The sequence below is a fragment of the Gemmatimonadota bacterium genome (genome assembly GCA_026705765.1).
In the GTDB taxonomy this organism is placed as follows: domain Bacteria; phylum Latescibacterota; class UBA2968; order UBA2968; family UBA2968; genus VXRD01.
Window position 1 is genome coordinate 14137 of record JAPPAB010000057.1, and the last position, 13245, is coordinate 27381.

Annotated in this window: 12 protein-coding genes; 7 read left to right on the forward strand and 5 right to left on the reverse strand. The window is 53.0% G+C overall.

Annotation, left to right across the window (positions count from 1 at the left end; genetic code table 11):
* Positions 1–136: 136 nt before the first annotated feature.
* Positions 137–1468, reverse strand: coding sequence for a replication-associated recombination protein A (locus OXH16_08215; protein ID MCY3681368.1), 1332 nt, complete (start codon positions 1466–1468; stop codon positions 137–139).
* A 129-nt stretch (positions 1469–1597) separates the two neighbouring features.
* Here OXH16_08215 and OXH16_08220 point away from each other — a divergent pair, with 129 nt between their 5' ends.
* The gene (locus OXH16_08220) at positions 1598–3781 is read left to right on the forward strand and encodes a DUF3604 domain-containing protein (protein ID MCY3681369.1); all 2184 of its coding nucleotides are present in this window, start codon (positions 1598–1600) and stop codon (positions 3779–3781) included.
* Positions 3782–3789: 8 nt separating this feature from the next.
* Here the strand turns inward: OXH16_08220 and OXH16_08225 are convergent, their stop codons facing one another.
* Complete coding sequence (locus OXH16_08225; GenBank protein MCY3681370.1) at positions 3790–4020, reverse strand: type II toxin-antitoxin system HicA family toxin; 231 nt, start codon at positions 4018–4020, stop codon at positions 3790–3792.
* A complete protein-coding gene (locus OXH16_08230) occupies positions 4017–4262 on the reverse strand; it encodes a type II toxin-antitoxin system HicB family antitoxin (GenBank protein MCY3681371.1) in 246 nt (81 codons plus the stop codon). The genes OXH16_08225 and OXH16_08230 overlap by 4 nt, the downstream gene beginning before the upstream one ends.
* A gap of 187 nt (positions 4263–4449) precedes the next feature.
* Between OXH16_08230 and OXH16_08235 the strand changes: the two genes are divergently transcribed.
* Positions 4450–5421 (forward strand): zinc-binding alcohol dehydrogenase, encoded by a 972-nt coding sequence (locus OXH16_08235; protein MCY3681372.1) that lies wholly within the window; start codon positions 4450–4452, stop codon positions 5419–5421.
* A 92-nt stretch (positions 5422–5513) separates the two neighbouring features.
* Here OXH16_08235 and OXH16_08240 read toward each other — a convergent pair whose 3' ends face one another.
* Both OXH16_08240 and OXH16_08245 read right to left on the reverse strand, forming a co-directional pair.
* Positions 5514–6275 (reverse strand): phytanoyl-CoA dioxygenase family protein, encoded by a 762-nt coding sequence (locus OXH16_08240; protein ID MCY3681373.1) that lies wholly within the window; start codon positions 6273–6275, stop codon positions 5514–5516.
* A gap of 15 nt (positions 6276–6290) precedes the next feature.
* Positions 6291–7313: a pyridoxal-phosphate dependent enzyme gene (locus tag OXH16_08245; protein MCY3681374.1), complete on the reverse strand. Its 1023-nt coding sequence runs from the start codon at positions 7311–7313 to the stop codon at positions 6291–6293.
* 191 nt (positions 7314–7504) lie between these two features.
* On the opposite strand from OXH16_08245, the gene OXH16_08250 reads away from it, so the two are divergent.
* The 5 genes from OXH16_08250 to OXH16_08270 all read left to right on the forward strand — a co-directional run.
* Entirely contained in the window at positions 7505–8479 is a 975-nt protein-coding gene (locus tag OXH16_08250) for an NAD(P)-dependent oxidoreductase (GenBank protein ID MCY3681375.1), read from the forward strand.
* A gap of 91 nt (positions 8480–8570) precedes the next feature.
* Positions 8571–10076 (forward strand): choline-sulfatase, encoded by a 1506-nt coding sequence (gene betC / locus OXH16_08255; GenBank protein ID MCY3681376.1) that lies wholly within the window; start codon positions 8571–8573, stop codon positions 10074–10076.
* A gap of 16 nt (positions 10077–10092) precedes the next feature.
* Positions 10093–11010 carry a phytanoyl-CoA dioxygenase family protein gene (locus tag OXH16_08260; protein MCY3681377.1) on the forward strand — a complete coding sequence of 306 codons (918 nt, stop codon included), beginning with the start codon at positions 10093–10095 and terminating at the stop codon, positions 11008–11010.
* Positions 11011–11043: 33 nt separating this feature from the next.
* The gene (locus tag OXH16_08265; protein ID MCY3681378.1) at positions 11044–12363 is read left to right on the forward strand and encodes a sulfatase-like hydrolase/transferase; all 1320 of its coding nucleotides are present in this window, start codon (positions 11044–11046) and stop codon (positions 12361–12363) included.
* A partial coding sequence (locus OXH16_08270; protein ID MCY3681379.1) for a sulfatase-like hydrolase/transferase occupies positions 12360–13245 on the forward strand: 886 nt, incomplete at its 3' end. The genes OXH16_08265 and OXH16_08270, both read left to right, overlap by 4 nt.

The following is a 13245-nucleotide window of genomic DNA, read 5'->3' on the forward strand; positions in this document are numbered from 1 at the left end:
ATTAAAGCCATCATGTTGCCTCCTTTCAAATAGACATACGTAAACGATCACCCGCAACACTACGGGAATCTCACTACATTGTCAAGACATACCTCTTCGCCCTTACACCGGCATGGATGCACTTTTGGGCGCTCTATCAAAAAGATTTTTTCTTTCTCAATTCATCCCACCAATCCATAAGCGCGCGAATGTGCTTTTCATAACCCCGATCCGTGGGATGATAATAGGTGCGGCCTCTCAAATTATCGGGAAAATATTCCTGGTCAATATAGCCATCCGGATCGTCATGTGCATATTGATACCCCTTGCCGTAATCGAGATCTTTCATAAGCTTTGTCGGCGCATTGCGAATATGCAGAGGCACGGGCAAATTGGGGTGTTTCTCAACATCGGAAAGCGCGCTATTATACGCGGCATAAACGGCATTGCTCTTAGGGGCTGTAGCGAGATAAACCGTCGCCTGAGCAATGGATAGATCGCCCTCGGGACTGCCCAGAAAATCGTACGCCTCGCGGGCATTGAGGGCAACTTGCAAAGCGCGCGGATCAGCAACGCCCACATCTTCAGAAGCAAAGCGAATCATACGCCTCAAAATATAATGCGGATGCTCACCCGACGTCATCATACGCGCGAGCCAATACAGTGAGGCCTGTGGATCGCTGCCGCGAAGACTCTTGTGAAAAGCCGAAATAATATTGTAGTGCTCTTCCCCAGTCTTATCGTAAAGATGAGCCTTGCGACCGAGAATTTCCCGCACCGTTTCTGGCGTGGGATCGCAACCCGTAGCCTCAACAGCCGCAGCAACGGTTTCAAGCGCATTGAGAGACCGACGCGCATCGCCCTCCGCAGTTTCGGCAATGAGATCTAAAGCCCGGTCATCAATCTGCAAATCGGGAAACCCGTGTTCCGAATCGGCAATTGCGCGGTCCAGCACCTGGCGAATATGCGACGTATCGAGCAAATTGAGCACAAAAACGCGCGTGCGTGAAAGCAGGGCTGAATTGACCTCAAAAGAGGGATTCTCGGTAGTAGCACCAATAAGTGTAATAACACCATTCTCCACATGAGGCAGAAAAGCATCTTGCTGCGCCTTGTTAAAACGGTGAATCTCATCCACAAAAAAGATGGTACGCCTGCCCAAACGCCGTTCCTCTCGCGCCCGAGCAATAATCTCCCGCGCCTCTTTGATCCCCGCGGTAACCGCGCTAAAAGACACAAACCGACTCTGCGTCGTACCGGCAATAACCCGGGCCAGTGTTGTCTTGCCCGAACCCGGTGGTCCCCAGAAAATCATGGACGGCAAGCGGTCGCTCTCGATCAGCACCCGAAGAGGCGCACCCGGTCCAACGAGATGATCCTGCCCCACAATATCGTCCAGCACCTGGGGACGCAGGCGCTCAGCCAGAGGCGCGTCTGCCATCTCCTGCTCGGCTTGCGATATAGGCTTTAAAAAAAGGTCTTCATTCATCGGTCTCACCCCTCGTCAAAATATACTCAGATTCCCCTACTTTCGCCAATACTCGGAAAAGTGCTTGTAGATGCGACTGGATTCGCTATTTTGAAGCCTATTCTCCCATCCCAATCATGAAAGGACCTTATGATAGAAAAACACGACCTGACAGAGGAACAAATTCGCAGATATTACGGCTGGGCAGAAATCAATCCAGACCGCGCGGTTATCGCCGGAGAAACGGGCACATGGCGCATTGTATATCACGCGGGCAAATACGGAATAGACGACGGCGGCGTAATCAAAATCGCGTGGCGCGACGTGAGCGACTGGCAGCGACCGCAGTTTGACGATCCCGCCGCACCCGCTTATGCATCGGTCTCGACCACGGGACCGGCGACCTTAAAAGCCGTATTCGACAGACAGCGCTATATTCGACCGTGGCGATATTGCGTGACCATCGATGTATTCGACGACTCGCTATCAGAAGGCGACACCGTCACACTAATATTGGGTGATACATCTGGCGGAAGTGCGGGCAGCCGCGCCCAAACCTTTTGCAAAGATGCATTTGAATTTCGCGTATCGGTTGACTGGTGCGGCACCTGGGTATATACAGAAGTACCATCCCCCAAAGTACCAATCATAAGCGGTGCGCCCAACAACCTCGTCGTACTGGGACCCTCTGAAACAACGCCGGGAGAAGCGGCCTGGATCGGAATAAAAGCCGAAGACATCTGGGGCAATCCGTGTGCGGAATACATAGGCACGATAAAAATCGACGCCGATGGCCTGGACGGATTACCCGAAACTTATGTATTTCAGCCGGAGCATCGCGGCGTTATGCGATTTGAAAATGTGACAGCCCCCACAACGGGCATTTATCGCGTACGGGTCCAGGATGAAAACAATGGTTTTGAAGCAGAATGCAATCCACTAATATGCATTGAAACGCGCAAAGACGCGCAACCCTTTTGGGGGGATCTACACGGACAAAGCGAAGAAACAGTGGGAACCAATCCGGTATCATCCTACTTTCGTTTTGCACGCGAAAAAGCGTGGATGGATTTTGCAGGACATCAGGGAAATGACTTTCAGATTACAGAAGTAATCTGGAATGAAATCAAACACCAGGCAAATACACAGAATACTGCGGGCAAATTCGTCGCCTTTGTCGGTTGGGAATGGTCGGGCAACACACCTTCAGGCGGCGATCACAACGTCTATTATCCCGGCGACGATGGACCATTGCACCGCTCCAGCCATGTCCTCATCGAAGACAAATCAGATATAGAAACAGATTGCCAGCACATAACCGACCTCTACCGCGCACTCAAGGGAAAAGACGCGCTGCTAATCCCCCATGTGGGCGGGCGCTATGCCAACCTGACCTGGCACGATCCAAACCTGGAGACCGTAGTCGAGGTTTTATCTGAATGGGGAGAATTTGAATGGTTCTTAAAAGAAGCCCTTGAAAAAGGCTATCGCATCGGATTCACCTGCGGCAGCGACGACCACAAAGGCCGCCCGGGCGCCGCGCATCCGGGCAGTGGCGCATTCGGCATTTACGGCGGAATCACATGTGTATATGCAAAAGAATTGACGCGAGAAAGCATCTGGGAAGCGATAAAAACAAGGCGGTGTTACGGCACCAGTGGACAGCGCATCCTCATAGACGTCACCGTAGGTGGACAACCAATGGGATCGGACCTATCAACGAATACACCTCCCGAAATCGCCGTCAGTGTTTGGGGCACCGCACCAATAGAAAAAGTGGATATCTTCAGAGGCACAGAAATCATCTACACACATCCCCAAACCATTCCCCGACATCAAACAGACATACGCATTGCGTGGTCCGGGCAGCGCATCCGAGCGCGCAACCGACTCGTGCGCTGGGATGGCGAGGTAACAATAGACAAAGGGCGAATCACAGACGCCAGAGGTTTTGCCTTTGATTCCGCATCCGAAGGCATTCAATCTGTCAGCGACCAATCAGTAACCTGGACATCGGTAACAACCGGCGATGCAGACGGCATCATATTAACCCTGGATGCCCCACCCGATGCAACAATCAAATTTGGAACACCCGTCTTGTCACATTCACTGAGCCTTGCAGAAATCGCAAAAGGACCGGTTGTAATCGATGCAGGTGGCATTGATATGCAGGTCGTATTCGAATACAATCCCACAGGCATTGGACGCGACATCGCATTTACTCATACCGAAAACCAGTTGCATCCCGGCTGTCACCCCTATTGGGTGCGCGTAACGCAAATCGATGGCGGGAAGGCATGGGTGAGTCCGGTGTATGTGAAGGATGAAGTGTGAAGATAGCTTTACAGGCTATGCCATTCTTCAGCGGAAATGCTGCGTCCGAGTTTGTCTTCGACCTGGGCGAGCAATTTTCTCAGTTGCGGAACGGAATACTCATTGTTGCGGGGAATAATCTGTTTGTGGGAACCAAGACGCATCACAAAATGGCGCGTACCCGGTTCAGGGGGATTAAAACCGAGTGCTTGAAGTTTGCGGATAAACGCCCTGCGTTTACACGGCAACCATCTATTCATGGCATATTTTTTTCAGGCCTATTAAGGTCAAGGCCATTGATCACAGGCAGGTCATCCCCGTGACGCAACGCGGAAATCAACCAGTCTTGAAGTGCCGCTTTGAGTTCCTGACGGCACGCTTCAAGTGTCTGTCCAAAAGCAATCGTACCCGGGCATTTGGGAATTTCACCAGAAAATGAATTATCAGCCAATTTGTCATAGACAGCGTATTGTAATGCTGAGTCCATGTAGTCTCGAATCATCTCGTCTCTCGTGGAGGTCGCGATTGGATGGTTAAGGCGTGACATATCGAATTAGATCCTTGATTGAAACTGAGGCGATCCATTATTTTTACGATACAAATCTGCAAGAATTTAACCTGTACCATATTGCCTGTCAAGAGAGCATAAAATCAATTTTCAGATACGTAGCCCCTCAAAGGAGATATAAATGAACGAATACGCAGTCACATTCACCGAACGCGAAACCGCAAAATTACTACCAGTTGAAATCGATACAGACGCGATCGGTGCAGACGAAGTCGTGGGTCATACTCTTGCAACCCTCATCAGCGCGGGCACGGAATTAAACAGCGGGTATCTCGGCAACAATTTTCCCAGACAATCGGGGTACGCAGCGGCATTCAAAGTTGAAAAAGTGGGAAAAAATGTCTCGGGCATATCACCGGGCGACCTCGCCTTCTGCCCGGGCAATCACGCATCCTACCAGCGAAAACCCGCCTCACAGGTCATTCGCCTGCCCGACAACCTCACGCCAGAAACAGCTGTATTTGCCCGCATGATGGGCGTCTCAATGACCACCCTCACAACCACCTCGGCGCGCCCGCCCGCCAAAATTCTCATCACTGGCCTCGGCCTCGTTGGCCATCTCGCGGCCAAAAACTTTCAAGCCTGTGGCTACGAAGTCTATGCCAGTGACCCGGTCGCATCGCGGCGACAAATTGCCTCAGAAACGGGGATCCACAATGTGCTGGATGCCGTGCCATCGGACAATCCCGACCTCTCGGGCCAATTCCACCTCGCCATTGAATGCTCAGGGCACGAACAGGCCCTGCTCGACGCGGCAGGCGCCGTGAGAAAACGCGCCGAAGTCGTCTGCATTGCCTCCCCCTGGCGCCGATACACGGACCTGCTCATACACGACCTGCATCGCCTCATCTTCTTTAATTACGTCACCATTCGCAGCGGCTGGGAATGGGAACTGCCGCGCCAGCCGGAAGACTTTCGCACCAACAGCGTTTTTGAAAACTTTGCCGGTGCCCTCAAATGGTTGTCCGAGGGCCGCGTCAATGTCGATAACATCTACACAAAGTACGATCCCGAAAGGTGCCAGCAGGCATATCGTGACCTTTTGCACAAAAAAACCGAACGTCTCGCGGTCGTCTTTGACTGGACGACTTGAGATCAGTGGTTAGTGATTAGTGGCCCACCCCATCAGTCCCCAGCCCCATCTTTGTCTTTCTTTGTGTCTCTGTAGTCTTTGTGTGAGTTATATCAGATATGCATACGCAACATGGGACGGCCGAATGAAACGGGCATGTACTCCCCGGTATTCTGGCGTTTTGTGCCGGGGATCATAAAGTGAATGGCAAAGGCCCGACGCTGGCGATCTGTGTGATTGGGCGGTGTGTAGTGCAGGGTTTGGCAATGGTGAAACATAACACCACCGGCGGGCAACTCGACAATTTCGGCTCTGGATATCTCCACCTGATCTTCGATATCAAACAGCGCATCGGTTTGAGATGAACGCTCGTGAGTAAATGGCCGCAGATGAGAGCCGGGGATAACGTGCATAGCCCCATTTGTCGCATCGGCATCGTCCAGGGTAAGCCAGCATGAGACGAGATTCGCCGGCATACATTGCCAGTACCCATTGTCTTGATGCCAGAAAACTGCATCTCCGTTATGTGCGGGCTTGAAGAGCGCCTGATCGTGGAAAAGTTGAATATTGGGACCAATGAGCGACTCGGCAATATCGAGTATGGGATCGTAGTAGATCAGTTCCCGATAGTGCAGATTGCGCTCACACATTTGCATAATTTGCAACATTTGTGTGGGTGCCTCGTTTTTTTCACTGAGATCGTCGGTATTGCTGATAGCGAGATTGCGAAAGCGATTATCCTTCCGCGCGGCTTCAAATTCGCGGTCGTATTCCCGGCGCAATATCTCAATGTGTTCATCCTCGAGAAGTTTGCCAATCGCGATATAGCCATTCTGAAAAAAAAATTCGATTTGCTCCGGAGTTAATGCAGACATTGTGTGCTCCTGTAATTAACTCAACAATTCCTCGGTATAAGCAAATAACGCGGGCGTCCCTCCCGTATGCACCATCACCACCGTCTCATCTTTGCCAATCTCGCCGCGGTTCACCATATCGATCAAACCCGCCAGCGTCTTACCCGTATAAATCGGCTCCAACAAAATCCCCTCTGTTCGCGCCAATAACCGTATCGCGTCATTGCCCTCGGGTGAACAATACCCATATCCCTCCTCACCGACATACCGATCCACATTTTCAATCATAGATTCATCAAACGCGACATCCAAATCCAAAATCTCCGCCATTTTTCTCAATATAACCAAAAATGCGTCTTTGAGATCATAAGACCACAAAATGGGCCTCACACCCACAATCCGCATATCCAAACCCAAAACGGTCTTCCCAAAAATCAAACCCGGCTGTGTACAACTGCCGGAACACAAAACAACAGTCGTAGGCGTTTCCCCTATCGCATCGAACTGATCCATCATCTCGGCCATACACAGCGCATAACCCATTGCGCCAAACGGGCGATTGGCCGGTTGCATCACCACAAAAGGCTTGCGCCCTTTGCGCTCAAATTTTTCTATCAATGCCTGCTTGGCATCGTCCAACAACTCCTGCGTTTCAACATCGATCAGTTCAAAGTACGCGCCCAATAAATTATCCAACAGCAAATTGCCCTGCGTACTGCCGCTCTTGTGATCCTTCACCAGAACCAGCGCACAATCCACCCCCAGTTTTGCCGCTGCCGCCGCCAACTGCCGACTGTGATTGGACTGAGACCCCGCCCCACCAACAAGCACATCCGCACCGCGAACCAGACCCTGTGCAATCGTAAACTCCAACTGCCGCGTCTTATTGCCGCCAAATGCCAGACCCGTACAATCATCGCGTTTAATATAAATCTTGGGACCACCAACCGCTTCAGTCAATCGCTCGCAAAACTCGAGCGGCGTGGGCAAATGCCCCAGAGACACACGCGGCACCTTGCCAATGCGTGCTCTCAGTTCGTCACGGGAAATAACAGCCATTATAAACCTCCAAAAAATTACTGTCACCTGTGTATATCAGCGCAATCACAAGCGTATGGAAAGGAATATACACGCATGAAGCAAGCGAAAATGCCATTGACATTTCACAAGATAGCGAATTATTTGTTAAGGGCAGTGCATACGGGGGTTACATCACAAAAAACCATCAATCCAAAGCCAGGGAGGACCCCATGAAAATACTCATCACAGGCATCACAGGGCGCATAGGCGGCAACCTGGCGGCGCAACTCGTTGAACAGGGGCATCAGGTCCGTGGGCTTGTCTGGCCCAAAGACCCGCGCGTAGAAAAATTTGAAGGCATCGACCTCGAACTCATCGAAGGCAGCCTCACCGAATACGAAGACGTGGAAAAAATCACAGACGGCGTCGATATCATCTATCACCTCGGCGCGGCCTTTCAGGGGGGCGGTCCATTTAAAGACAACGACTACTTTGAAATCAACCTGCGCGGCACCTTCCACATGCTCAAAGCCGCACAACAACGCAACATCAAACAATTCATCTTTGCGAGCACAGACGCACTCTACGCCAAATATCCCCCTGAAGGCATGGACAAACCCATCCGGGAAGACGCAATGCCCAGAGAACCGAGCGGTTGGTACGCCCTATCCAAATCCGTCGGCGAAGAAATGTGCTACGGATACTGGCGCGCCCACCAACTGCCCATCACCATCTTGCGCTTTTGCCTCGTCGTTGGCGCAGGTGAAATCCTCGACTTCCGCCAATTTTACCTGAGCAAACTCAAAGATCTCCCCGAACTCAAAGCACTGTGGCACGGCGAAGAACGCCTCCTCCTCCTCAAAGACATGAAAGGCCGCTCCTACAAAAAACACATCGCCGACGTACGCGACATTACGCACGGCTGCATCTGTGCCTTAAACAAAACACAAGCCGCTGGACACGCCATTCAACTCGGGGGACCGCGTCCTTTCACCTGGGCCGAAGCCATCCCGTATTTATCCCAACGCCTGAACATCCCCTACCAGGAAGCCATCTTACACGGCGTGCCCACACATTACGAATACGACCTGACCAAAGCGCACGACCTGATCGGCTTTAACCCGCAATACGACATCATCCGCATGATCGAAGACGCCATTGCCTATCGAGAAGGCAAAACCATCAACGTCTTGCCCACGGAATAGGATCAGGATGAGCAGGATGAAAGGATAAGCAGGATACCCCCCTCCGCCCAAAACCAGGTCAGAATGCAAGGACCAGACCAAGAGGAAACAGATGTCTCACCCCAACATACTCATGATCATCTCAGACCAGATGACGCCATTTCTCACGGGCGCTTATGGCCATCCCGTCGTCCAAACCCCTGCGCTAAACGCGTTGGCAGAAAACGGCATACGCTTTGACGCGGCCTATACCCCCTTTCCGCTCTGTTCACCTGCACGCGCCTGCTTCATGACGGGAAACAACGCCGCAAAAATTGGGGCGTATGACAACGGTGCTGAACTCCGCTCGGACATCCCCACATTTGCCCACCACCTCACCCGCGCCGGATATGACACCGTCCTATCTGGCAAAATGCACTTCATAGGTGCCGATCAACTCCACGGCTTCAGACGCCGCCTCACCACAGACATCTACCCGGAAGATTTCCGGTGGGTCAAACCCGAATGGATACACATCAAAGAAACCAAAGGAGAAAATTACCAGGCCATCATGGAACAGCGAGGCAGGTATAACGCCGCCAATTACGACGGACACAAGCTCCGAATCGACACCTGGCACGGTCCTCTCAGCTACGACGAAGAAACGCACTTCCGATCACTGGAATACCTCCACGCCGTCGGCGCACAGAAAAATCCCAAACCCTTTCTCCTGTGCGCGTCTTATCACCACCCCCACGAACCCTTTTGGCCGCCCCAATCCTATTGGGACATGTACGAAAACGCAGACATCGAAATCCCCACCTTGCCAGACAACCTGGACGACACATACTCCATGATGGACAACTGGCTCAACGCCTATCACGGCACGCGCAAACACGACCTGCGCGACCCCGACGCCCTCTACAAACTCCGCCGAGCCTATTACGGACTCGTCACATACATGGACGACAAAGTTGGAGAACTCCTCGCCTCACTAAAAGAAAATGGCCTGGACGACAACACCATCGTCATCTTCTTTTCGGACCACGGCGACATGCTTTGCGAAAAAGAAATGGTCCAAAAACGAACCTTCTACGACTGGTCCAGCCGCGTACCCTTCTTTATCCGCTTTCCAGACCATTACAAAGCCGGCAGCACAATCGACCAGCCCGTCTCGCTCATTGACCTGTTGCCCACCTTATGCGACATAGCGGGATTGGAAGACCACTACCCCTGCGATGGCACCAGCCTGATGCCCCTCATTGAAGGCGCGGAAACAGAAAACCGGGAAATTATTGTCGAAGCCCACGAAGCAGTCGGCACCCCCTGCGTCATGATTCGCAAAAACAATTACAAATACAATTATATCCACGGACACGAGCCGCAACTATTTGACCTCGGCGCTGACCCGGGCGAATGGAATAATCTCAGCGGACAACCAGACCATGCGGAAATCGAAACCTATCTTCGCACGCGCATCCTCGACGACTATGACTTCGACGCCATAGCCGCAGCCAATTTAGACAGCCTGTATCGCAGACAACTCATCCACGAAGCAATGCAAGCCAATGGCACATCCTGGGCGTACAATCCGAGCTTTGACCCAACCAAAAACGCACAGGCACAGTACCTTCCATAACGAACAGGAGCAACCAATGTCCAACAACTCACCATTCATCGTCGATAAAAACCTCGGCGTCAACATGACCGTCGAACCAGAAGACCTCACGCAAACCAACGCCGATGGTGAAGCCGTCATCGCGCCCACACAAGGGGAAAAATACCTCTTTGATGCGCGCGGCTGGTTGCTTTTCCCGGGCGTCCTATCCGATGACGACATACGCGACATGCGCGAACATGCGCTACAGGTCAAACACGACCCGCAATCGCTGCCCGAACACGAACAATCCTACCTATCAGGTCCCTTGCAAAAACTCGCCGACCACCCCATAGTCGTCGGCTTTATGAACGAATTTGTCGCACATCCCCATCTCGCCAGCCCCGATGGCTATGGCTTTCGCATGGAGGCATCCGGCATCCGATTCCGCTCAACGCGCACTGGCGAAGTCGGTAAATTTAGCCCGCACAATGGCAACGGCCTGTTTCGCTTTGCAATCGACTCGCACCACTATCAGTGCATCCCCGGCAAAGCGTATAGCGGTCTAACCCGCGTGGTCTGGGAACTCGCCCCCGTACAAAAAGGCAAAGGCGGAACACTCGTCGTCAGCGGCAGCCACAAAGCAGTTTATGCCGCGCCAGAATCCATTCGCGACCCAAACTCACCCATCTGGGACACCTATGAATGTCCGGCTGGCTCACTACTCATTTTCACCGAAGCCATCACCCACAGCGCCACGCCCTGGACAGATGAAACAACCGACCGCGTCGCCATCTTTAACCTCTACAACACCATCGGCGCCAAATGGAGCAACTGGCATCCACACCCGGACCTGCTCGCCTCCATGCCGCCCAAACGTCAGAGCCTGTTCCGAGACGTGCGCTGCGCAGCCAATCGCATTGGCGGCAACGGACGCTATCACGGCGGAAATCTCAGTGACGTAAGAGTGAAGTAAAACGCTCACCTCTTTCTTTTTTCGGAGTTTTATATGCCAAACCTATCTAACCGCCCCAACATCCTCTTCTTTTTTCCCGACCAACTTCGCTTTGATTGGATCGGCAGCAATCCCGACATTGCCGTACGCACGCCCAACCTGGACCGCCTGCAAAAAAACGGGGCGACATTCTCCAAAACCGTCTGCCCCGCACCTGTATGCGCGCCCAGTCGCGCCTGTGTTGCAGCCGGCACAGAATACGACAACTGTCCCGTCAAAGGAAATAGCGACGACTATCCCATAGACCGGGCCACTGTTTACAGCATGCTCCGCGACAGCGGGTACCACACACTGGGATGTGGCAAATTCGACCTCAACAAAGGCACCTGCACATCCAACCTGCCAGCCTGGGGGCTGGACGGCAAACGCCATTTGAACGAATGGGGATTCTCGGACGGCATCAACAACGAAGGCAAAATAGACGGCGCCAATAGCGGACGCGAAAAACCGCAAGGACCCTATTTGCAATTCCTCGAAGAACGCGGCCTGCGCCAGATGCACCTCAACGACTTTGCCAACCGCAAAGGCCAGCGCAGTACCTTTGCCACGCCACTGCCCGATGACGCCTATTGCGACAACTGGATCGGGCAAAATGGCCGGGACCTCATCCAATCTGTCCCCGGGGACAACCCCTGGTTCATACAGGTCAATTTCAACGGGCCCCACCTGCCCCTGGACATCACGGAAAGCATGGCTAAACTCTACGAAAACGTCGCTTTCCCACAGCCGAACCGCAACGACCAGCTCACGCCCGATGAACTCCTCGAAGCGCGCCGAAACTACTCTGCCATGGTCGAAAACATCGACCATCAGGTCGGTCTCTACCTGGACCTGCTCGAAGAACGGGGCGAATTGGACAATACCCTTATCGTCTTTTCCTCGGATCACGGTGAAATGCTCGGCGACCACAACTCCTGGGGCAAGGGCAAACCCCTGCACCCCTCGGCCAGCGTGCCCCTCATTATATCGGGACCCGGTGTACAACAGAGCATAACCCATGACCTGCCAACGACCAACCTGGACCTCACCGCCACCTTCCTCGACTACGCGGGTCTGGGCATCCCCGACGACATGGACAGCCGATCCCTCCGCAACCTCCTCGAAGGCAAGACCAGCACGCATCGAGACATCGTCCTATCCGGTCTGGGCAACTGGCGCATGGCCTATGACGGCCGCTACAAATACATCGAAGGATTTGACGACACCCCCATGCTCTTTGACCTGGACACCGACCCGCTTGAAAACAACAACATCATCGACAACCCGGGCGTCTCAGCGCATATTGAGCGGCTGAAAGCAGAGTTGATACAATGACCAACCACCGTCCCAACATCCTCTTCTTCTGCTCCGACCAGCACCAGACCGCTGCATCGGGTTGTTATGGTCACGCAGAAGCACAAACCCCGAATATCGACCGCATTGCCGCATCTGGCATCCGCTTTAACAGAGCCTACTGCCAGTCTCCCGTCTGTGTGCCTGCACGCGGCTCAATCATCACCGCGCAATATCCCCACACACACGGCGCGCGCATTTTACAAGACGCACTATCCCCCAACACGCGCACCATTGCCCATCACTTTGCCGAACACGGCTATCAAACCGGTGCAATAGGCAAAATGCACTTTGTGGATGAAACGCAAAAACACGGATTTGATTACCGCCTGGAAATGGGAGACTTCAGAAAAACACTCACAGATGAAGAACGGCGGGAACTACAGCGAGACCAGGGCGGCGGAGGGGGCACATCGGGACGACCATCCAAATTATCCGCGCGCTATTTTCAAGACACGTATTACGCCGACGAAACCGTGCGGTATCTACGCGAAAAAAGGGATCCCGACAAACCCTTTATCCTCTGGTCATCCTACTTCATGCCGCACACACCACTCGTCCCAATGCAACAATACTTCGACCTCTACAATCCCGAAACCCTCACCCTGCCCCAACGCAGCGACAGCGCGCTGGAAACCGGCTTTGAAGGCCACCTCATTCGCGCCAAACAGCGGGGGTGGTACGCGCAAACAGACCGGGAACTCGGCCGCGCACTCGCAGGATACTACGGCAACATCAGCCAGATGGATGCGTGCATCGGTAAAGTATTCGACACACTCTACGACCTCGGCCTCGACCAGAACACTATCATCGTCTATACCTCTGACCACGGCGAAATGGCCGGCGTTCAATCCCAGTGCAGAT